Here is a 21815-nt window from a genome sequence, read left to right as displayed (position 1 = left end):
CGGGCACGCACGGCGCGCGCCCGCGGCATCGGCCCTTCCGGGGACGGGCGGGCGGGCCGTGAGCGCGTGGCCGCCAGGAACCTATAATTGGGACGACTGTGACGATGACCGAGCGCCGTACGGCGCAGACGGAGGATTTGTGGCTGACGCTGCCGGTTTCCACACTGGGGACCACGCAATTGCATCCGGACCCCAGGAGGTCGAGTACCTGCGCTGGAACGACGCCGTGGCGCGCGCGTTCTTCGGCCCCAGGCGCGCGGGGGACCTCGTCCAGCTGGACCTGGACGAGAAGATGCTCGAGCAGATCGGCTCGGAGTTCGGGCTGGACGGCCCCTCGACCCTGCGTGCGCTCGCAGACTCCGTGACGCCCCTGCTCGTCACGGACGGCTCCCGCCGCTCCGTGTTCGACGCCTTCAACAAGCTCACCGAGGTCTGGTACCGGATGTCCCGGCGCCAGCTCGAGGACCTCACGAAGATCGGCCCTCCGCCCATCGTGGCGCTGCTCGCACTGCTCTCACTGGCGGGCCGGCACATGTCCGCGCTCGCGGCCCGCACGGGCAAGAAGTCCGTGTCCAGCTTCTACCTCCCGCTCGCGGTGCTGCTGCAGGCCGGGCAGGACAACGTCAAGGCGCTCGAGGCGTCCGTGCGCAAGGACTCCGAGACCTACTGGGACGCGCTGCGCTACTGGCTCGAGGCCTTCGACGGCCAGCTGGGCCTGCCCTCGGCGTACGCCGTCAACCACCGCCCGGTGGGTCTCGCGCTCTCCCAGACGCTGTTCGGGCCCTCGGAGCTGCGCCAGCTGCACCAGGTCTTCGAGGACCTCGAGCTGACCACGGCGCAGGGCCTCAGCGCGGGTGAGCTGGGCATCTACATCGACTTCTGGCTCGACATCGCGGACACGGACGTGTCCAGGAGCATGCGCAGCATCTGGTCCAACCCGCTCACGCGCGATCCCGCCCTGCAGGTGGCGCTGGCCCAGCTGGCCGCGTGGGAGTCTGCTCCGGACGACGACGCCGCGGCGGCCACCCGCGGCACGCGCCACCTCGGCACGCGCAGCCCGGAGCTGTCCCTCTCGGACGGTACGGACTACGTGGGCAACCCCGTGTACGAGCTGGGCTTCGTGGTGCCCAAGCGGCTCGTCCCGGGGCGCGAGGTTGACCTCGCGACCACCGCCGGGCCGCGCACGATGTTCCTGTCCTACATCGGAGACGCCTTCCTCGGCATCTCCGCGTACAGCGCCCGCATGACCAGCGACACGCTGCTCTCCGGGCAGCTCACCGTCACGGCGGGGGAGCTGACGCTCACGCGCAACCCACGCCCCGTCGTCGTCTTCGCCAAGGACGCCTACTCGGACACCTTCCTGTCCGTGGACCACGTGCCCGCCGCGTGGCCGTGCCGGATCATGGTGCGCAATGAGCCGGAATGGGTGGAGCAGATCCGCGCGATCCTGGACGACTCCGCGTCGCCGGACTACCGCGTGGTGGGCCCGGGCGAGAATGGCGTGGCGGAGGGCTGGGTGCTGTTCGACGACGTCCAGGTGCTGCGTGCCGGGGACCCCGCCCTGACAGTGAACGACAACTTCTCGGCGCTCGTCCCGCGACTGGTGCCTGCCATGACGCTCTCCGGCGGCCTGCGGATCCCCGGTGACGTGGACCGTTTCTCGGCACTGCGCCCACCGCAGCTGACCGTGACCTCCGACAGTGACGACCCCCTGTCGGTCGAGTGCGAGTGGCGCAACCCGCACTCGTTCAAGCTCGTGAGCACCAAGCTGACCCCGTCGCGCGTGCCCCCCTTCCAGGTGAGCCTGGGACGCACCGAGCTCGCGCTGCCGGACGGGCGCCTGAAGCCCAACGACTACACGCTCGTGCTGCGTGCCGGGCGCACCGTCAAGCAGCGCCTCGAGTTCCGCGTGAGGGACAGCTCGTACTACATCACGCAGCGCTCGCTGGGCTACGAGGGCGAGATGGTGCACGTGGCGCAGGAGCCACTGTGGCCCGTCACCGCCGTCACCCGGGACGAGCTCCCGGACGAGTACGTCCAGGGCTCCTTCGACAACATGAACCCCTGGGAGCAGAACGACGACGCCGCGACCGCCGAGGTGCCCGAGGTCCCGGGCTGGGAGTCCGCCGAGGGCCAGATGTTCCCGGAGCGCAGCAACGAGCTGCCCGCCGCGCCGGACGTCTCCTGCATGGTTACCGGCAAGCACAAGGTGGTCCTTCCCCCGATGGATCCGAAGGCGAAGGCCGCGTGGGTCTTCGGGCGCTGCAAGTTCTGCGGTCTGACCAAGCGCTACCCCGGGCGGCTGACGAAGCTCTCCGCGGTGGGCCAGACCGGTTCCGTGGAGGCGCTGCAGTTCATCGGCCCGGACGAGGGTGAGTACCCCGGCTCGTGGGCGCCGCTGAAGGACGCCCTCACGTTCCTGGGCGGCGGCAAGCGCTCGAGCCTGTCCATCGTGGCGCGCCAGCTGGAGGACTCCGAGCGCTTCGAAGAGTGGTTCGTGGGCCATCTGCAGGCCCTCGGGTTCCTGGAGGTGATCCGGGACGAGAACTGGACGGCCCGCCGCTGGCAGGTGTGCTCGCCCGCGCTCACTCAGCTCGTGGACGGCTCCGTGCTGCTCACGGGCGGGTGGAAGACGGAGCAGGAGGACGCCGTCACCGCGGCTGTGGCGGCACAGGGCGGGGACGTCGTCGTGCTCTCCCCGGAGGATCACGCCACCACGATGCTCCAGGACGTGGACCTCGATGTCCTGAGCCGGGCACTGCCCAGCGGCATGTGCGACGTGGTCTTCGATGCCGGGCCCGTGATGCTCGAGACCCTGCCCCCGCTCTCCTCCGTGATCGCGCAGCTGCCGTTGCGGGAGATGCAGTACAACGGCGTGGCGGAGAGGTTCGTGCCGCAGGACGCCACATGGGAGCACACCGAGGACCGCAACCAGCCGGGGCTGTACCGGATCAACCACCACCACAAGACGCGCTACGCGTACCGCACCGCCGAGGATGTCGCTTCCGGCCACGCCCGGTCCGTGTCCTCGAACCTCGGCAAGCACGTGGTGGCACGCGAGACCGGAGTGGCGCTCGTGAGCTACGACCCCGAGCTGCGGCTGCTCTCAGTGCCCATCGGAGCCGCGCTGCCGGGGCTCTACGGGCGGGCCGCGGTGCTGTGCTCGGGGCTGCTGCCCACGCTCGTGGACGAGGACTTCTCCCTGAACTACGGGGACATCTCCCCGGAGTTCGCCCACACGCTGGTGGCCAAGCTGCTGGGGTGAACCGTCCGGTGCCGTCTCGTCCGTGCCGTTCGGGGACCCGCAGCGGCCCCGAACGGCACCGGGTGGCTCCTGTGCCGTCCCCCGAGCGGCACCGTGCAGCCTCCGCGTGCCGCCCGCTCGGCGGGTCCGGAGCTCCAGCGCGCGATGTGCCGTTCGCGTGCGACTGCCCTACAGTGGGAGGGCCGCAGCGGACTACCGTGCGGTAACACGACGTCTCGACCCCGGGTCGCCCGCGTCCGGCCCAGACATGTGGACCCTTCCATGAGTGAATCCTCGACCACACCTCCGCAGCCTGCCGGATCCTCCGTGAGCCGCGCCCACACCACGGTGAAGCCGGATCGACGAGCGCGGCCAGATCGGCCCCCGCAGCCAGATCGACCCGCGCAACCGGGGCAGTCCGCATCGGCCGATGCCGAGCCGCGGCTTCCGATCAACTGGCGGGTGCTGATCGCGGCTGGAACAGCCATCGTGGCGCTGTCCGTGTGGGCCATCATGGCTCCGGAGCACGCGGAGACCGTGATCGGCGGGGTGGTCGCGTGGGTGGGTTCGCGCCTCGGCTGGTTCTACATCCTCACCGCCACCCTCGTGATTGTCTTCGTGATCATGGTGGCCGCAAGCCGCGGGGGCACCGTGCGCATGGGGCCGGACCACGCGCGGCCCGAGTTCAACATGTTCACCTGGACGGCGATGCTCTTCGCCGCGGGCATCGGCGTGGACCTGATGTTCTTCTCCGTCTCCGAACCGGTCAGCCAGTACCTGGCGCCGCCCACGGGCGAGGGGGAGAGCCTCGAGGCCGCGCGCCAGGCGGTCGTGTGGACGCTGTTCCACTACGGGATCACCGGGTGGGCCATGTATGCGCTCATGGGGATGGCCTTCGGCTACTTCGCCTACCGTTTCGGGATGCCCCTGAGCATCCGCTCTGCGCTCTACCCCCTGCTGGGCAAGCGGATCCACGGGGTCGCGGGGGACGCGGTGGACACCGCCGCCCTGCTGGGCACGGTCTTCGGTGTGGCCACGTCCCTGGGCATCGGCGTGGTGCAGCTCAACTACGGGCTCAAGTCCCTGTTCGGCGTGCCCGAGAACCTCGCCGTGCAGTCCGCGCTGATCGCGCTGGGCGTGGGCATGGCCGTGGTCTCGTGCGTCTCCGGCGTGGACAAGGGCATCAGACGGCTCTCCGAGCTGAACATTGTGCTGGCCATTGGGCTCATGCTCTACGTCCTGGTCACCGGGCGCACCGCGTTCCTGCTGGACTCGATCGTGATGAACATCGGGGACTTCATCTCCCAGTTCCCCGGGATGACGCTGAACACGTTTGCATTCGAGGCGCCGCAGGAGTGGATGAGCGCCTGGACGCTGTTCTTCTGGGCCTGGTGGATCGCCTGGGCGCCGTTCGTGGGGCTCTTCCTTGCCCGGATCTCCCGCGGGCGCACCCTGCGCCAGTTCTTGCTGGGCACCATGACAGTTCCGTTCGCGTTCATCCTGCTGTGGATCTCGATCTTCGGGAACTCCGCCCTGGACCTCGTGGTGGGCGGCAACAGGGCCTTCGGTGAGGTGGCCATGAACACCCCCGAGCGGGCCTTCTACTCGCTGCTCGAGCAGTACCCCGGCGCCACCGTGGCGGCCTCGATCGCCACATTCACCGGTCTGCTGTTCTACGTGACGTCCGCGGACTCCGGGGCCCTGGTCATGAGCAACTTCACGTCCCGGATCGAGGACCCCAACCAGGACGGTCCCAAGTGGCTGCGCGTGTTCTGGGCCGTGAGCACCGGCGTGCTGACACTGGCCATGCTGCTGGTGGGCGGCGTGAGCACCCTGCAGAACGCAACCCTCATCATGGGCCTGCCGTTCTCGGTGGTCATGTACCTCATCATGGTGGGGCTGTGGCGTTCGCTGCGCGTGGAGGTCAGCTCCGCGGCCTCGGGCGCGGTGGCCAGCCGTTCTGCCGTGGCGGGTCGCACCGGGCGGGACACCCACTGGCGCTCCCGGCTCTCCCGGCTGGGCAGCTACCCGGGTGCCCGCGCAGCCCAGCGCTACGCGCGCGACGTTGTCGTACCCGCACTGACCACGTTTGCGGACGAGATCCGCGAGACCGGAGTGGGCGTCACGGTGCAGGCGAAGCCCGCCGAGGGCCACCCGGCCGTGGAGCAGGTGTGCCTGCACGTGGACCTGGCACCGGAACGGGACTTCGTCTACCGGGTGCATCCGGTGGCCTTCCCCACCCCGGGTTTCGGTGGCTTCCGCACCAACCCGGACTCTGACCAGTACTACCGCCTGGAGGTCTTCACGGCCACGGGTTCCCTGGGCTACGACGTCCTGGGGTACACGTCCGAGCAGCTCATCAACGACGCCCTGGACTGCTACGAGCGCCATCTCGAATTCATCCGACTCAACCACGACCACCCCGGAAGCACCCAGATCGGACTCCCGACGTCCGAGCTGGAGGTCACACCGACCAAGGAGGACGACGCATGAGCAGCACCCTGTACATCGACGGCCAGTGGGTCCCCGCCCTGCAGGGCGGCACCCGCACCATCCACTGCCCGGCGGACGGCACTGAGGTGGCCGTCGTCGCCGAGGCCACTGCCGAGGACACCGAGCGCGCGATTGCCGCCGCCCGTGGGGCGTTCGACGACGGCCGCTGGTCGGACGTGCCTGCGGGGGAGCGCGGCAGCTTTGTGCTGCGCGTGGCCGCCCGGCTGCGCGAGCGCGCCGAGGAGTTCGCCCGCGCGGAGTCCCTCGACACCGGCAAGCGCATCGAGGAGTCCCGCCAGGACATGTCCGACATTGCGGACTGCTTCGAGTACTTCGGCAAGATCGCGGCCGACGACGCCGGGCGCGTCGTCGACGCCGGGAACCCGGACGTCGTCAGCCGCGTGGTGCACGAGCCTGTGGGCGTGTGCGGGCTGATCACCCCCTGGAACTACCCGCTGCTGCAGGCCGCGTGGAAGATCGCCCCGGCTCTGGCCGCAGGCAACACGTTCGTCCTCAAGCCCGCCGAGCTCACCCCGCACACGGCCATCCTCATGATGCAGGTGCTCGAGGAGCTCGAGCTGCCCGCGGGCGTGGCCAACCTGGTGCTCGGCGCGGGCGCCCAGGCCGGGGCGCCGCTGTCCTCGGACTCGCGCGTGGACCTCGTCTCCTTCACGGGCGGACTCGTCACGGGCAGGGTGATCGCCCGAGAGGCCGCCGCGACCGTGAAGAAGGTGGCGCTGGAGCTGGGCGGGAAGAACCCGAACGTGGTCTTCGCGGACGCCGACTACGACGCTGCGCTTGACAACGCTCTCAACGCCGCCTTCGTGCACTCCGGGCAGGTCTGCTCCGCCGGCGCACGCCTGGTGGTCGAGGAGTCCATCGCCGAACAGTTCGTGGGCGACCTCGCTGCGCGCGCGGAGGCCATCCTGCTGGGCGGGCCGTTCGATGAGAAGGCCGAGACCGGTGCCCTGATCTCCGAGGCCCACCGCGAGAAGGTGCACGCCTACGTGGAGCACGCTCGTGAGCAGGGCGCCCGGATCCGCTGCGGTGGCCGGTTCGCGGAGGGCCCCTCCGCGGACGGCTCCCTGCAGCTGGAAGACGGCTTCTTCTACCTGCCCACGGTGATCGACAACTGCACCCCGGACATGGACTGCGTGCACGATGAGGCCTTTGGCCCCACCGTGACCGTGGAGACCTTCCGCACCGAGGAGGAGGCCGTGGCGATCGCCAACGACACCCACTACGGCCTCGCCGGTGCAGTGTGGACCCAGGACGCGGGCAAGTCCCAGCGTGTGGCCGGGAGGCTGCGCCACGGCACCGTGTGGATCAACGACTTCCACCCCTACCTGCCGCAGGCGGAGTGGGGCGGCATGAAGCAGTCCGGCGTGGGCCGCGAGCTCGGCCACGACGGGCTGGGAGAGTACCAGGAGACCAAGCACGTCTACCAGAACATCCGCCCCGCGGTGACCGGGTGGTTCCCACAGCACTGAGCGCCGCGCTCCCCCGAGGTTCGTCACACGGAGCTCAGCACCATTGAGCTCCTCCCCGCCGCGCCGGGTTCCGGCCCGGCGCGGCGGGGACACGAGTCACCGCCGACGACGCCGCGTGCGCACCGCCGCCGCGCGGGAGCGCCCACGGCGTCGGGCACCCACCGAACGGAGAACACATGAGTGAGAAGAACCCCATCGCCGAGTACGACTACGTGGTCGTGGGCGCAGGATCCGCGGGAGCGGTGGTCGCCGCTCGGCTGAGCGAGGACCCGGACGTCACCGTGGCACTGCTCGAGGCCGGGGACCACGACTCCGGCTACCCGGAGATCCTGCAGCTCAACCGCTGGATGGAGCTGCTGGAGTCCGGCCACGACTGGGACTACCCGCTCGAGGAACAGGAGAACGGCAACTCCTTCATGCGCATGGCCCGCGCGAAGGTGCTGGGCGGTTGCTCGTCCCACAACTCGTGCATCGCCTTCTGGGCGCCGTCGGAGGACCTGGACGAGTGGGAGTCCGTCTACGGGCTGGAGGACTGGAACTCGGAGATGGCGTTCCGGCTCTACCAGAAGCTCGAGAACAACGAGGACCCGGGCGCTCACCACGGCCACGACGGGCCCGTGCGGCTGCGCAACGTGCCCGCGGTGGACCCGTGCGGCGTCGCTCTACTGGACGCGGCCGAGCAGGCCGGGATCCCGCGCGCGGACTTCAACACCGGCAAGACCGTGACGCAGGGTGCGAGCTTCTTCCAGATCAGCGCGCGGGAGGACGGCACCCGCTCGTCCTCCTCCGTCAGCTACCTGCACCCCGCGCAAGACCGGGAGAATCTCACGATCCTCACCGGCACGCAGGTCAAGCGCGTGCTCTTCGACGAGAACCGCCGCGCCACCGGTGTGGAGGTCACGGACAACGCGTTCGGCAAGGCTCACAGGATCTCCGCCCGGCGCGAGGTGGTCGTCTCGGCGGGTGCGATCGACACCCCCAAGCTGCTGATGCTCTCGGGCATCGGCCCCGCCGAGCACCTGTCCGAGGTGGGCGTGGACGTGCTCGTGGACTCTCCGGGCGTGGGCTCGCACCTGCAGGACCACCCGGAGGCGGTCATCCAGTGGGAGGCGAAGAAGCCCATGGTGGAAGACTCCACCCAGTGGTGGGAGATCGGGATCTTCGACCAGGTGGACGGGGGCCTGGACCGCCCGGACCTGATGATGCACTACGGCAGCGTGAACTTCGACATGCACACCTACCGGCAGGGCTACCCCACGGCGGACAACGCGTTCTGCCTCACCCCGAACGTCACGCACGCCCGCTCCCGCGGCACCGTGCGGCTGCGCACGCGTGACTTCCGGGACAAGCCCCGCGTGGACCCGCGCTACTTCACGGACCCCGAGGGCTACGACATGCGGATCATGACGGCGGGCATCCGCCGGGCCCGCGAGATCGTCTCCCAGAGCGGGCTCTCGCAGTGGGCCGGCCGGGAGCTGTTCCCCGGAGAGGATGTCCAGAGCGACGAGGAGATCGCGGACTACATCCGCCGCACCCACAACACCGTGTACCACCCGGCGGGCTCGTGCCGCATGGGCCCGGCCACGGACGCGGACTCGCCCCTGGATCCGCAGCTGCGGGTCAAGGGCGTCAGCGGGTTGCGGGTCGCGGACGCCTCGGTGATGCCGGAGCTCGTCACGGTGAACCCGAACATCACCGTCTACATGATCGGCGAGCGCGCCGCGGAGCTGATCCGCGAGGAGCGCGCCGGCGAGTAGTCGGGGCCAGGGCCCGACGCGACCCGCTGCGGGCGTCTCTGCCGGCTTCCGGCACGGGTGCGCCTCTCCTTGTGGGAGGGGGGCCCGGGGAGTGCCGGCTCCATGGGGCACCAGATCTTCGCGGCACCGACTCTGATGAGCACAGGTACATGAGAAGGGGCGGGCCCCGCACGTGGTTCACGCGCCGGGCCCGCCCTCTGTGCTGGGCGCGCAGCCGCGGCTCAGGCCGGCATGGGCTCCAGCTTGTAGAAGGAGGCGCCACCGGTCACGCGGGACGCACCCGGGACCAGGAGCCTGCGGTACTTGGCGCACCACTGGCCGCGGCCCTTGGTGTGCTGGGTGGCCAGGGCGAGCTCGCGGACGTCGTCCGCGAAGTACTCGTGGGGGGTGCCGTCCGATCCAGTGAGGGCGACGACGTGGCGGACGGGGTCCGCGTTGACGGTGACGTCCACCCACTGCTCGCGGGACTCGTTGCTCGCTTCGGGAGCTTGCGGGGGTGTCTGTGCTGCGGTGTTCATGTTCTGTGCCTCTGAGTTTTTCCTGGTTGCTTGCCGGGGCCACAGGTGTGGACACGGCCGCTTCGTCATCCAATCCACCCCTGAACCGAGGGTTGGCGTGTGCCGAGTTGGAGCTCCGGTTGCGCGCGGGCGTGGTGCCCGTGCGCAGGCACATCTCATGAAGTCGTTGTCGAGCCTATCCGCGTGAGCTGCGCCGCAACCAGGTCCGGGCCGAGAATGTCACCAAAATTTAACCAAGGTGCCGTTGCGTGCCAGGTGTGCAGTTCGGGTGCGTCGGGTGCGCAGCGTCGTGGGGCGCGGCGACGTCGCCATGGCACGTTCGTAGTGGCCGAGCAGCTCGTCGCACACGGCCTGCCAGGTGCGGTCCCGGACCGTGCCCCGCGCGGTGGCGGCGAAGGCGCGGCGCTTGGCCTCGTCGCCCACCAGGTCCTGCACGAGCTCCCGCAGCCGTGCCGTGTTCCCGGGCGGGTAGAGCCACCCGTTGCGTGAGGAGTCCACGAGGTCCAGCGGCCCGCCGCGCCCCACCGCCACCACGGGGACGCCCGATGCCATGGCCTCCTGGATGGTCTGACAGAACGTCTCGTGCTCGCCGGGGTGCACGAACACGTCCAGGGAGGCCATCACCGCGGCCAGCTCGTCACCGGTGCGGAAGCCCTCGAAGTGTGCGCGGGGCAGCGCGGTGCGCAGCGCGTCCTTCTCAGGCCCGGAGCCCACCACCACGAGCCGCGTGCCCGGCAGGGAGTCCAGCACCGCCAGGTCCGCCACCTGCTTCTCCGGTGCGAGCCGGCCCACGTAGCCCACGAGCCTGCGTCCCTGACCCACGCGTTCGCGCCACGCGTGGTCCCGCAGCTCGGGGCGAAAGCGCACGGTGTCCACGCCCCGGCGCCACAGGTGCACGCGCTGCACGTCGTGGCCCCGCAGCTGCCGCAGGGACGCCGTGGACGGCGCGAGCGTGAGGGTGGCGGCGTTGTGCATCGTGCGCACGTGTGCCCACAGCGCGGTCTCGAGCACTCCCGCGCCGTAGCGCGCCGCGTAGCCGGGCACGTCTGTCTGGTAGACCGCGACGCTCGGCAGGCCGAGGGCGGCAGCAGCCTGGATGGCGCGCCACCCCAGGACGAACGGGGAGGCAACGTGCACCACGTCCGGAGCGAAGCGGCTGAGCACCCGCTGCATCCGGTGCACCGTGCAGCCGGCCACACGCACCTCCGGGTAGCCGGCGAGGGGCAGGGACGGTATGCGCTCCACGTGCACCCCGGGCAGCCCGGGCTCCGCACCGGGAAAGAGACCCTTCTCGTAGGACGGGGCAACGACCATCACGCGGTGCCCGTGCGCCCGCAGGTGATCCACCACTCGCAGCACCGAGTGGGTCACACCGTTCATGTGGGGGAGGAACTGTTCGGCGACCACTGCGATTCTCATGCCCCCACCGTGACGGGTCCGGTCCACGGGCGGGTCACGCGGCAGTGACGCGCCGGTGAAGAACGGGCGAACACGGCTGCGGGCCCCGCCCCCGCGGACGTGGAAAGATGAAGCCGATGAAACTTCCCTCTGTGCCCGGCGCGATCTCGGGCGTACGCGACCGATTCACCACCCGCGGCTCCAGCAACCGGGACTCCAGCAACCCGGGCTCGGGCACCAGTGGCTCCACTGCCGCGGGTGCCACCGGGCGCACCCGACCTCCGCGTGGTGAGAACCCGGGCATGCCCATGCCCCTGGCACTGCAGGGCGTGATCGAGCTGCTCGTGGTGGCCGTGGTGGGGTTGCTGCTCAGCGCAGTGCTGCTCGGCGCCGTGTGGGTGGCCGGCGGCTTCGCGACCCTCGGGGCCGCGGGCAGCTTCCGCCTGGCTGGCCAGGTCTGGCTGCTCGCGCACTGCACGCCCCTCACCATCGAGTCCGTGCAGGGCCTCTCCCTGGACGGCGGCGGCACGCTCACGCTCGTGCCCCTGGGGCTCACGCTCATCCCGTTCGGTCTGGCCGTGGTGGCCGGCCGCCGGATCGCGCGGGCGTGCTGGCGCGGCCAGTTCCTGGTGCCGTTCGTCGCGGGCATGATCGGCTACGGACTGTTCGCCGGGCTCGTGGGGCTGCTCAGCCGCACGGACCAGGTCCGGGTGGAGCTGCTGCCCGCCACGCTGCTGCCCCTCATTCCCGCGGGGCTGGGGACGCTCGTGGGCGGCTGGAGCGTCTCGCGCTCGCTCGCCGCGGTCCTCGGGGCCGACGCCGCCTCCTGGTTGGAGCGCACGAGCCAGTACTCCCGCTGGGCGGGCTCCTACGTGTGGGCCGTGATCCGGGCGGGCTTCCTGGCCGCCGTGGCCGCGGTGGGCGCCGGGGCCCTGCTGTTCGCCGTGACGCTGCTGTGGCACTGGGACCGCGTGGTCACCGTCTACCAGGACCTCGGCGCGGACGCGGCCGGGGACACCGCGCTCACGGCGCTGCAGTTCGGCTACCTGCCCAACCTGGTGCTCTGGGCGCTCGCATGGGCCACCGGCGCGGGGTTCTCGCTCGGCACCGGCACCATCACCTCTCCGTTCGAGAGCGTCCTGGGACCGCTTCCGCAGGTGCCCGCGCTCGCGGCGCTGCCTTCCGGTGACCCCTGGGGTCTGGCCCCCGCCGTGCTGGTGCTGCCGGTGCTGGCGGGTCTGCTCGCGGGGTGGTGGTTCTGCCGCGAGGGCGAGAACCACCTGGACGACTGGATGGCCATCCGGCTGCCCCTGCGGTGGTTCACGTTCCTGCTCTCCACGCTGCTCACGGTCGTGTTCATCGCCGCCGTGGGCGCTGGCCTCGTCTCGCTGCTGACGTGGCTGTCCAACGGGTCGCTGGGCATCGGGCGCTTGACCACCGTGGGTCCCCAGACGTGGCAGGTCTTCCTGTGGCTCGGCGCGGAGTTCGCGGTTGGCGCCGCGCTCGGCTACGTCCTGGGGCCCTGGCTCGAGCGGGAGGGCTACCGCTCGCGCGCGTGGCAGGCGGACGACGACGCGGCGGATCCCGATCCCGTCGACGACGTCGATGCGGCGGCCGGAGCGCGGCGCGGACGCACCGCGGCCCGTGGGGTCTCCCCCCAGTCCGTGGCTCCCGGGGCAGGTGTTCCCCGGACCCCCGCGCCGTCCGCATCCGTCACGGATAGTGCGCCACACGCTGGTGGGTCCTCCGCCGTGGGCGCCACCCGGCCGGCCGAGCGGCCCGCCGCGGCTTTCCCTGTCCATTCCGGTACCCGTCCGCGCACGCGCGCGGACAACGGCGCCGGCACCCGAGAGACCCCCGCGGAGGAGACGTCGGACCGGGTGGCTCGGCGGGCAGAGGCCAGGCAGCGCAGGGCCGCGAAGAAGTCCGCGAAGCGCAAGGCCGCCCGGCTCGCCGCGCTGGACGAGGACGACCGCGGGTAGTCTTCAGTGGGTGCCGTGCCCGCGTCACGGACCACAACCGGACGAGAAGAACGCCGTGGCCGAGCTGGATCCGTGGACGGATACGTTTCCCGGGCCCTCCAGCCAGTGCTCAGCGGTCCGTGGGGCTCGTGGTCGGTGTGGGCGAGGGAGTGGCAGAGGCGCTCGCGGAGGGTGAGGCCGTGGTGGGGTCCGATCCGGGGGTGGCGGACGAGGTCGTCCTCGCGCTGGGATCCGCGCTGGCGTCTGCACCGGGGGACGCGTTCGGGCCGGCGGTCGGGGACGCCGAGTCCTGCGGGAACCCCGTCTGCAGCGGGGTGCCCGAGAAGTGGTGCCACACGTTGTCGGTGAGCTGCTGCTCGCAGCGCTCGGTGGAGGACAGCGTCAGCGTATTCTCGGTGCACTGCTGGAACGCCTCGCTGGCGGGCCAGACCACCAGGCGCGTGCCGCCGCCCACGGCGTTGAGCACGCCCCACGCGATCGCGAGGATGGCCAGGGCCGTCACGACCCCGCGCGAGGTGGTGCCCCGGGAGCGCACGAGCGCCACGAGGGCGAGGACGGTTCCCGTCACGGCGGCGAGCACTCCCGCGGCCGTGGACCAGATCCCGCCCATCACGAGGGCGGATGACAGGACGGAGAGGCCGGCGCCCGCCGTGGCGAGCCGGACCCATCCGGAGCCGTCCTGGCGGGGGCCCGTGGCCGGGCCGCCCGGGCGCTGGTCGTGCGGTGCTGTGCCCCGGGGGCCGGATTCGTGCATGCCCTCCACTGTAGGGGAGGCGCGGGGCAGCCCATGCCCCCCGGCGGCGCAGCGCGCCGGGTGTGGCGCACCGATAGCATGGGTCCATGCGCTTAGTGGTTCTCGTTTCAGGCTCCGGCACCAACCTGCAGGCGATGCTCGACGCCCTGCACGCGGGGGAGGAACCGGTGGAGATCGTCGCGGTGGGCGCGGACAAGCCCTGCCAGGGACTGGAGCGCGCGGAGTCCGCCGGCATCGCGACGTTCGTCGTCCCGCCCGGCGAGCACGTCGACCGCGCGGACTGGAACCGCGCACTGCAGCGTGCTGTGGCGTCCCACCACCCGGACCGCGTGGTCTTCGCGGGGTTCATGCGGATCGTGGACGCCGAGTTCGTGGCCGCGTTCCCCGGCCTGATCGTGAACACGCACCCCTCGCTGCTGCCCTCCTTCCCCGGTGCCCACGCGGTGCGCGACGCCCTGGCCTACGGGGTGAAGATCACGGGTGCCACGGTCCACGAGGTCGTCGCGGACGTGGACGCCGGACCGGTCCTCGCCCAGGTGGCTGTGCCCGTCGCCGAGCAGGACACCGAGGGCGAGCTGCACGAGCGCATCAAGGCCGCGGAGCGGGAGCTGCTCGTGAGCACGCTGGCACGCCTGGCGCGTGAGCACGACGGCGCGCAGGCCCCTGGGGCGCGGCCGTAGACTGGAACGGGCGGTCCGCAGGACCTCCGGCGGCCCTCTCTGCATGGCGAGGGGCGCGGGGAGGACCCGCGGGCGACGTCGCCGTCCCACCCCAGCTCCACACCAGCGGTGTCCATCGCGCTCCCCGCCCGGGCGGCTCCGCTGCACTTGAACCCACGTCTGCACTGGAGAGTCTGTGAACACTTCCGACCTGAACCGCGTGCCGCTCAAGCGGGCACTGGTCTCCGTCTACGACAAGAGCGGTCTGGAGGACCTCGCGCGCGGGCTGCACGACGCCGGCGTGGACATTGTCTCCACCGGCTCCACCGCCAAGACCATCCAGGCTGCGGGCGTGCCCGTCACCGAGGTCTCCGAGGTCACCGGTTTCCAGGAGTGCCTGGACGGGCGCGTGAAGACCCTGCACCCGCGCGTGCACGCGGGAATCCTCGCGGACCGCCGCAAGCAGGAGCACGAGGACCAGCTCGAGGAGCTCGGAATCGACCCGTTCGACCTCGTGATCGTGAACCTCTACCCGTTCCAGGACACCGTTCGCTCGGGCGCTGCCCAGGACGACGTCGTGGAGCAGATCGACATCGGCGGGCCCTCCATGGTGCGCGCGGCGGCGAAGAACCACGCCGCCGTCTCCGTGGTCGTGGACCCGGCGAGCTACCCGGACGTCGTGCGCGCCGCGCACGAGGGCGGCTACGACCTCGCGGCCCGCCAGAAGCTCGCGGCCGCCGCGTTCGCCCACACCGCCGCGTACGACACCGCGGTGGCCACGTGGACGGCCCAGCAGTTCGACCACGACCCCGAGGCCAACTTCTGGCCGCCCTACGCCGGGCTGGCGCTGCAGCGTGCCGAGTCCCTGCGCTACGGCGAGAACCCGCACCAGAAGGCTGCGCTGTACACCAACGACGCCGCGTCCCCGGGTGTTGCCCAGGCAGAGCAGCTGCACGGCAAGGCCATGTCCTACAACAACTACGTTGACGCGGACGCCGCCGTGCGCGCCGCCTACGACTACGAGCAGCCCGCCGTGGCCGTGGTCAAGCACAACAACCCGTGCGGCGTGGCCGTGGCGACCCCGGATGCGGCCGACCCGATCGCGGACGCCCACCTCAAGGCCCACGCGTGCGACCCGCTGTCCGCGTACGGCGGAGTGGTGGCCGCGAACCGCACGGTCACGGGGGAGATGGCGCGCAACCTCAAGCCGATCTTCACGGAGGTCGTGATTGCCCCCGGCTTCGAGCCCGAGGCGCTGGAGGTGCTGCAGGCCAAGAAGAACATCCGGCTGCTCACCCTGCCCGAGGACTTCACGCGCGATCCGCTCGAGTACCGTGCCGTGTCCGGCGGCACGCTGTTCCAGCAGGCCGACCGCCTGGACGCCGAGGGCGACGACCCCGCGAACTGGGCCCTTGTCTCCGGGGAGCCCGCAGACGAGCAGACGCTCGCGGACCTCGAGTTCGCGTGGCGCTCCCTGCGGGCCGTGAAGTCGAACGCCATCCTGCTCGCCCACGACGGCGCCTCCGTGGGCATCGGCATGGGCCAGGTCAACCGCGTGGACTCGTGCCGGCTGTCCGTGGAGCGGGCCAACACGCTTGCCGAGGATGGTGCCGAGCGCGCCCGCGGGGCCGTGGCGGCCTCGGATGCCTTCTTCCCGTTCGCGGACGGGCTGCAGGTGCTGCTCGACGCCGGTGTGAAGGCCGTGGTCCAGCCCGGCGGCTCCATCCGGGACGAGGAGGTCGTCGCGGCGGCCGAAGCGGCCGGCGTGACCATGTACGTCACCGGGGCGCGGCACTTCTTCCACTGATGATCCACTGAGCCGTCCCCGCCTGGGCTGACACCGCCCGCCCCGGTCCTGATTATGGTGCTCCGCCTGCGCTGGGCCTCCGGAAGCACACGGCACAGGTACGCAGAAGGCCCGCACGTCCCTCACGGGGGTGCGGGCCTCTGGCGTTGCGGGGCCGGTCGGCCCGTTCAGAGTTCAGCGTGCTCAGAATTCGGCCCGGCCCATTCAGCAGGTCAGCGAGTTCAGGGGGCAGGTGCGCTCAGGAGTTCAGTGCCCGGTGCTCCCGGGAGAGACCGATGTAGTTCTGCGCGTTGCGACTCACCCCGTGGCGCTCCTGCTCGGTGAGCTGGCGCCGCACCTTCCCGGGGACCCCCGCCACGAGGGAGCCGGGCGGGACCACCTGACCCTCCAGCACAACGGTCCCGGCGGCGATCAGGCTGCCGCTGCCCACCACCGCGCCGTTGAGCACGGTCGCATTCATGCCCACCAGGACGTCGTCCTCGAGCGTGCAACCGTGGACGACGGCGCCGTGGCCCACGCTCACCCGCTCGCCGATCGTCGTGGGATGGCCCGGGTCCGAGTGGACGCTCACGTTGTCCTGCAGGTTGGAGTTCGCCCCGAGCCGGATGGGCGAGCGGTCACCGCGCACCACGGCCCCGTAGAACACCCCGGAACCGGGACCCACCGTGACGTCGCCGATGAGGGTTGCGGTGGGTGCCACGAACGCCGTCTCCGCCACGGACGGGCGGTGGGGGCCGTAGGGCAGGATCAGGGGCTCGTGCTGCGGNGGCGGTGGCGCCGCGGCGTCGTCGTCGGCGGTGCCGGGAGGCTCAGTCGCGGCCCTCGTCCGAGACGAAGCGACGCTTGAGCGCTGCCATGGCCTTCTCGGGACGGCGGGATTCCCGGTGGCGCAGCGCCACGGAGATCTTCTGCCCGCCCTTGAGGACGTACTCGGCGCCGTTGACGTGGATGGTCACGGGCGCGGCCTTCACAGAGACGCCCTCGAGCTCCAGGATGTCGTGGTCCAGCGAGACCTCGATCACCTGGCCGCAGTAGAGCACCGTGAAGTCCACGGCGTCGAGCTCGCGGGGCAGGGCGGGCTGGAACTCGAGCCAGTTCCCGCGCACGCGCAGCCCGGCGTAGGCGCGGGTCACCACGTCCACGGAACCGGCCATCGCCCCGAGGTGGATGCCCTCGCCGGTGGTCCCTCCCTGGGTGTCGTCCATGTCGATCATGAGCGAGTCCTGGAAGGAGCCCCAGGAGCGGTCTGGGTCCAGCCACGCGAGCACCGCCGCGTTGACCACGCGGGACAGCGAGGAGCCGTTGGAGGAGCGCGCGATGTAGTGGTCCACGGTGCGCTGCACGGCGTCGAGGTCCGTGGTGTAGCCCATGCGGGCCAGCTCCTCGATCACGCCGTCCGGACCCAGCAGGTAGACGAGCATGATGGTGTCCGCCTGCTTGGACAGCTTGTAGTTGTTCGTGAGGTCGCCCTCGTTCTCCAGCAGCAGGTCCAGGCGGCCGATGTTGCGGTACTTGCTGCGGTAGAAGTCCCAGTCCAGCTCGAGGAGGTCGTCGTAGCCCTCGAACTGCGCGATCGTGCCGTCCGCGTTGAACGGGACGTACATGTTCTTGGCCATGTTCAGCCAGGTCTGCACCTCCCGCGCGGAGATCTCGAAGCGCGACTCGAGCTCCTCGCGCTGGTGCTCGACCATGTCGTGGAAGATGTGCGCCGAGTGGCGGAACAGCCAGGACGCCAGCACGTTGGTGTACGCGTTGTCCTTGAGTCCTCCGCCGTGCTGGCCCGCCGGGCCGTCGTGGTACTCGTCCGGGCCCATGACACCCGCGATGTGGTACTTGCCGTCGTGCGAGTCGTACTCCGCGAGGGACGCGAACAGGCGGGTGATGCCGATGATCAGCTCCGCGCCGTGGCCCGAGAGCCAGTCGATGTCCCCGGTGGACTCGTAGTACAGCCACGCGTTGTACGCGATCGCCAGGCCCACGTGGAACTGGCGCCAGGAGTTGTCCGGCAGCCAGCGGTGCGAGTGGTGGTTGTAGAGCTCCGGCGGGGTTTCCTCGCGGCCGTCCGAGCCGGACTGCCACGGGAACGCCGCGCCGTAGAGGCCGATGTCCTGCGCGCGCTGCTGCGCCATCGCGAGCCGGCGCCAACGGTAGGAGAGCAGCGAGCGGGTCACGTGCGGCTGGCGCATGTTGATGACGGGCAGAATGAAAAGCTCGTCCCAGAAGATGTGGCCGCGGTAGCCCTCGCCGTGCAGACCGCGGGCGGGGACACCCGCGTCGCGCAGCGACAGGTGAGGGGCCAGCGTCTGTGCGGCGTGGAAGAGGTGCGTGCGCACCGCCAGCTGGGTGCTCAGATGCTGGGGGGTGTCCTCCGCGGACTCCAGGGTGACCTCGTAGCGGTCCCACAGCCGCGCCCACTCGATCTCGTGGGACGCGAGCAGCTTGCGCACGCCGAACGGGGTGCGGTTCAGCTCCGCCAGGGCGCCCTCGCGCGGGGAGCCGATCGCGGCGTCGCGGCTCGTGACCACGGCGGTGGTGCTGTCCACCAGCACCGGCGCCTCCGGGGAGATCTGCACGGTGTGGCGGCGGAACTCGATGCCGCCGGGGCGCACCTCGCGGCGCTCGCGCACAGGCGACTCGGAGTCGACGCGTGTGCGCTGGGCCATCGCGATCTCGATCTTGGACTGGGACGTGCGCACCAGGGACAGCAGGGTCTCGTGCTCGTCCGGCAGCGTGGTGGACTCCAGCAGCACCAGGTGGTGGGCGTTGAGCTCGCGGTACTCGGCCACGCCGCTGTTGGTCACGGCCGGGTCCACGCCCGTGCGCACGTGCAGGCGCCCGGTGTAGCCTCGCGAGACGATCCGCGTCTCCTGCGCGCCCAGGTGGCGGTGGCGCAGCGAAACCAGGCGCCGCTGGATGATCTCGAGGCTGCGGGCGGGCTCGTCCGAGTTCGGATCGGCGTCCGCGTCCGTGAGCACGAGCGTGCGGGTCAGCAGCCCGCGGCGCAGGTCCAGCTCCTCGCGCTCGTGCGAGGGAACCAGCCCGCCCTCGGACCACCACTGGCCCTCGGAGAAGCGCAGGTCCAGGTGCAGCCAGTTGGGGGCGTTGACCATTGACTCGTGCTCCACGTCCCGCCCGTTGAGGTGGCTGAGCACGCGGTTGAACACGCCGGCCAGGTACGTGCCGGGGTAGTGCACGGAGTTCGCCGGGAACTCGCACGCGGCGCCGCGCACACCCATGTAGCCGTTGGCCAGGGTGAGCAGCGCCTCGCGGCGGGGCTCGGACGCGGGGTCGAAGCCGTCGAAGACGAGTGCCCAGGGATCGGTGCGCCGCGCGCCCAGGTCCAGCTCACCGACGTCGTTGAGCACCACGTGCGCGCCGGCCCGGTACAACCGCTCGCGGGCGCCGTCCCGGTTGATGCCCACGACGAGCGCGAAGCCCCCCGCGGCGCCGGCCTGCACGCCGGCCACGGCGTCCTCGACGACCACGCTGTTGGCCGGGTCCACGTCCAGCAGCCGGGCGCACTCCAGGAAGGTGTCCGGCGCGGGCTTGCCCGGGAGATCGTGCTCGGCGGCCCAGTTGCCGTCCACGATGCGGTCGAACGAGTCCCGCAGCCCGGCCGCCGCCAGCACGACGTCGCTGTTGCGGCTCGCGGTCACCAGACCCACGGGGACCCCGCCCTCGCGCAGCCGCTCGATCAGCGCCACGGTGCCGTCGAACACGCGCACGCCGTGGACCTCGAGCTCCTCGTGGAAGTAGCCGTCCTTGGCCGCGGCCTGGCCCTGCACGGTCCAGTCTCCGGGCTGCGGGTCCTCGCGGTTCTCGGCCTCCGGAAGCATTGCGCCGCGCGCGGCGAGCAGGGCGCGCACGCCGTCCTCGCGGCGTCGTCCGTCCACGTACGTACGGTACTCGGCGACCATGTCGAAGGGGGAGCGGTCCACCTCGTCGCCCTCCTGGGCGGGTTCGAGGCGAGGGTCCGCGAGCAGCTCGTCGAACAGCTTCTTCCACGCGCGCGCGTGCACGCTGGCGGTGTCCGTGACCACGCCGTCCATGTCGAAGATCACCGCGGAGTAGGAGGTGCGCAGCACGTCCACCGGGTGGGAAAGGACGGGTCCGTCCGCGACGCGGGGCATGGCCGTGGTGAACGGGGCAGTGGGAAGAGCGTTCACGGTGCGGGAACTCCTAGCACGGGGAAATGAGGGCCTGGATCGGGTGCTGCGGGTGCGCATGTTCACTGGTCGAGGGCCGTGGCCCGGCATCGTCGCGGGGCTCCGCGCGGACAGCTGGCACGCGCGCGGTACCTACACACACGTTACCCTCATGTGACCTCCCGGTACCACATGACATGATGGGCCCCCGGCGGGGCAGCGAACGGGGGTGGCCCGGATATGCTGGGGCGGACCCTACAGCGCACAGAGAAGGTGGAGCATGACGCAATCCCCGGGACATTCCGTGACCAACCAGCCGCTCTCAGAGGTGGATCCGGACGTCGCCCAGGCCATCGAGGACGAGCTGGGCCGCCAGCGCTCGACGCTCGAGATGATCGCCTCCGAGAACTTCGCGCCGCGGGCCGTGCTCGAGGCGCAGGGTTCCGTGCTGACCAACAAGTACGCGGAGGGCTACCCGGGCCGCCGCTACTACGGCGGCTGCGAGTACGTGGACGTCGTGGAGAACCTCGCCCGCGACCGGGCGTGCAAGCTCTTCGGCGCGGACCACGCGAACGTGCAGCCCCACTCCGGCGCGCAGGCGAACACCGCCGTGATGGCCGCCCTCATGCAGCCCGGTGACACGCTGATGGGGCTCTCGCTCGCCCACGGCGGCCACCTGACCCACGGCATGAAGATCAACGTCTCCGGCAAGCTCTACAACATCGCGGCCTACGAAGTGGACCCTGAGAGCCACCGGATCGACATGGACCAGGTGCGCGAGCAGGCCCTGGCTGCCCGCCCCGCGGTGATCGTGGCCGGCTGGTCCGCGTACTCCCGGCAGCTGGACTTCGCCGCGTTCCGCTCCATCGCGGACGAGGTCGGCGCGAAGCTGTGGGTGGACATGGCCCACTTCGCCGGTCTCGTGGCCGCGGGGCTGCACCCGAACCCGGTGCCCCACGCGCACGTCACCACCTCCACCGTGCACAAGACCCTCGCCGGACCCCGCTCCGGTGTGATCCTGTGCGAGGCGGACCTGAAGAAGAAGATCGACTCCGCGGTGTTCCCCGGCCAGCAGGGCGGGCCGCTGATGCACGCCGTCGCCGCGAAGGCCGTGGCCTTCAAGATCGCCGCGTCGCAGGAGTTTGCCGAGCGCCAGCAGCGCACCATCGAGGGTGCCCAGATCCTCGCCGATCGCCTCGTCTCCCCGGACCTCGCTGAGCACGGCGTCTCCGTGCTCACCGGGGGCACGGACGTGCACCTCACGCTCGTGGACCTGCGGGACTCCGAGCTGGACGGCAAGCAGGCGGAGGACCTCCTGCACCAGGCCGGGATCACCGTCAACCGCAACGCGGTGCCGTGGGACCCCCGCCCGCCCATGACCACCTCCGGGCTGCGGATCGGCACCCCGGCGCTCGCCACGCGCGGCTTCGGCGCGCAGGAGTTCACCGAGGTCGCGGACATCATTGCCGAGGCGCTCAAGCCCGGTGCGGACATCGCGGCCCTGCGCTCGCGCGTGGAGACGCTGACCGGGCAGTTCCCCCTGTACCCCGGCCTCGAGGAGTGGTGAG

At 71.0% G+C, this 21815-nt stretch carries 13 protein-coding genes; 8 read left to right on the top strand and 5 right to left on the bottom strand.

Annotated features, from left to right (window positions below):
• Nucleotides 1-139: 139 nt before the first annotated feature.
• From ABD264_RS09895 to ABD264_RS09880, 4 genes are all read left to right on the top strand, one after another.
• Nucleotides 140-3265 (top strand): hypothetical protein, encoded by a 3126-nt coding sequence (locus ABD264_RS09895; RefSeq protein ID WP_344205836.1) that lies wholly within the window; start codon nucleotides 140-142, stop codon nucleotides 3263-3265.
• Between the two features lie 441 nt (nucleotides 3266-3706).
• Nucleotides 3707-5737 carry a choline BCCT transporter BetT gene (betT, locus tag ABD264_RS09890; RefSeq protein WP_425554322.1) on the top strand — a complete coding sequence of 677 codons (2031 nt, stop codon included), beginning with the start codon at nucleotides 3707-3709 and terminating at the stop codon, nucleotides 5735-5737.
• Entirely contained in the window at nucleotides 5734-7227 is a 1494-nt protein-coding gene (locus tag ABD264_RS09885; RefSeq protein WP_144942402.1) for an aldehyde dehydrogenase family protein, read from the top strand. Before betT ends, ABD264_RS09885 begins: the two co-directional genes overlap by 4 nt.
• Nucleotides 7228-7403: 176 nt before the next feature.
• Nucleotides 7404-8984 (top strand): GMC family oxidoreductase, encoded by a 1581-nt coding sequence (locus ABD264_RS09880; RefSeq protein ID WP_344205835.1) that lies wholly within the window; start codon nucleotides 7404-7406, stop codon nucleotides 8982-8984.
• Between the two features lie 221 nt (nucleotides 8985-9205).
• Here ABD264_RS09880 and ABD264_RS09875 read toward each other — a convergent pair whose 3' ends face one another.
• Both ABD264_RS09875 and ABD264_RS09870 read right to left on the bottom strand, forming a co-directional pair.
• A complete protein-coding gene (locus tag ABD264_RS09875) occupies nucleotides 9206-9502 on the bottom strand; it encodes a hypothetical protein (protein WP_126874927.1) in 297 nt (98 codons plus the stop codon).
• A gap of 219 nt (nucleotides 9503-9721) precedes the next feature.
• On the bottom strand, nucleotides 9722-10921 hold the full coding sequence (locus ABD264_RS09870; protein WP_344205834.1) for a glycosyltransferase family 4 protein: 1200 nt from the start codon (nucleotides 10919-10921) through the stop codon (nucleotides 9722-9724).
• A 116-nt stretch (nucleotides 10922-11037) separates the two neighbouring features.
• On the opposite strand from ABD264_RS09870, the gene ABD264_RS09865 reads away from it, so the two are divergent.
• Nucleotides 11038-12882, top strand: a complete 1845-nt coding sequence (locus tag ABD264_RS09865) for a cell division protein PerM (protein ID WP_222126493.1) — start codon at nucleotides 11038-11040, stop codon at nucleotides 12880-12882.
• 109 nt (nucleotides 12883-12991) lie between these two features.
• Here ABD264_RS09865 and ABD264_RS09860 read toward each other — a convergent pair whose 3' ends face one another.
• Complete coding sequence (locus ABD264_RS09860; protein WP_153245895.1) at nucleotides 12992-13636, bottom strand: hypothetical protein; 645 nt, start codon at nucleotides 13634-13636, stop codon at nucleotides 12992-12994.
• Between the two features lie 86 nt (nucleotides 13637-13722).
• Here ABD264_RS09860 and purN point away from each other — a divergent pair, with 86 nt between their 5' ends.
• On the top strand, nucleotides 13723-14316 hold the full coding sequence (gene purN / locus ABD264_RS09855; protein WP_055083468.1) for a phosphoribosylglycinamide formyltransferase: 594 nt from the start codon (nucleotides 13723-13725) through the stop codon (nucleotides 14314-14316).
• 175 nt (nucleotides 14317-14491) lie between these two features.
• Nucleotides 14492-16102, top strand: a complete 1611-nt coding sequence (gene purH, locus ABD264_RS09850) for a bifunctional phosphoribosylaminoimidazolecarboxamide formyltransferase/IMP cyclohydrolase (RefSeq protein WP_055083470.1) — start codon at nucleotides 14492-14494, stop codon at nucleotides 16100-16102.
• A 238-nt stretch (nucleotides 16103-16340) separates the two neighbouring features.
• Here purH and ABD264_RS09845 read toward each other — a convergent pair whose 3' ends face one another.
• A complete protein-coding gene (locus ABD264_RS09845; RefSeq protein ID WP_344205845.1) occupies nucleotides 16341-16853 on the bottom strand; it encodes a gamma carbonic anhydrase family protein in 513 nt (170 codons plus the stop codon).
• Between the two features lie 58 nt (nucleotides 16854-16911).
• Entirely contained in the window at nucleotides 16912-20268 is a 3357-nt protein-coding gene (locus tag ABD264_RS09840; protein ID WP_344205830.1) for a beta-phosphoglucomutase family hydrolase, read from the bottom strand.
• A 259-nt stretch (nucleotides 20269-20527) separates the two neighbouring features.
• Here ABD264_RS09840 and glyA point away from each other — a divergent pair, with 259 nt between their 5' ends.
• Nucleotides 20528-21814: a serine hydroxymethyltransferase gene (gene glyA, locus ABD264_RS09835; protein ID WP_055083476.1), complete on the top strand. Its 1287-nt coding sequence runs from the start codon at nucleotides 20528-20530 to the stop codon at nucleotides 21812-21814.
• Nucleotide 21815 lies beyond the last annotated feature (1 nt).

Source organism: Kocuria salsicia, from assembly GCF_039532055.1.
Taxonomy (GTDB): domain Bacteria; phylum Actinomycetota; class Actinomycetes; order Actinomycetales; family Micrococcaceae; genus Kocuria; species Kocuria salsicia.
Note: the sequence above shows the minus strand (reverse complement) of the source record. Positions and strands in the feature narration are given on the sequence as shown.

What these genes read in the sequence shown, in the direction of transcription:
- ABD264_RS09885 (WP_144942402.1), top strand. Translation starts at nt 5,734, where the DNA reads ATGAGCAGCACCCTGTACATCGACGGCCAGTGGGTCCCCGCCCTGCAG.
- ABD264_RS09880 (WP_344205835.1), top strand. Translation starts at nt 7,404, where the DNA reads ATGAGTGAGAAGAACCCCATCGCCGAGTACGACTACGTGGTCGTGGGC.
- ABD264_RS09875 (WP_126874927.1), bottom strand. Translation starts at nt 9,502, where the DNA reads ATGAACACCGCAGCACAGACACCCCCGCAAGCTCCCGAAGCGAGCAAC.
- ABD264_RS09870 (WP_344205834.1), bottom strand. Translation starts at nt 10,921, where the DNA reads ATGAGAATCGCAGTGGTCGCCGAACAGTTCCTCCCCCACATGAACGGT.
- ABD264_RS09865 (WP_222126493.1), top strand. Translation starts at nt 11,038, where the DNA reads ATGAAACTTCCCTCTGTGCCCGGCGCGATCTCGGGCGTACGCGACCGA.
- ABD264_RS09860 (WP_153245895.1), bottom strand. Translation starts at nt 13,636, where the DNA reads ATGCACGAATCCGGCCCCCGGGGCACAGCACCGCACGACCAGCGCCCG.
- purN (WP_055083468.1), top strand. Translation starts at nt 13,723, where the DNA reads ATGCGCTTAGTGGTTCTCGTTTCAGGCTCCGGCACCAACCTGCAGGCG.
- glyA (WP_055083476.1), top strand. Translation starts at nt 20,528, where the DNA reads ATGACGCAATCCCCGGGACATTCCGTGACCAACCAGCCGCTCTCAGAG.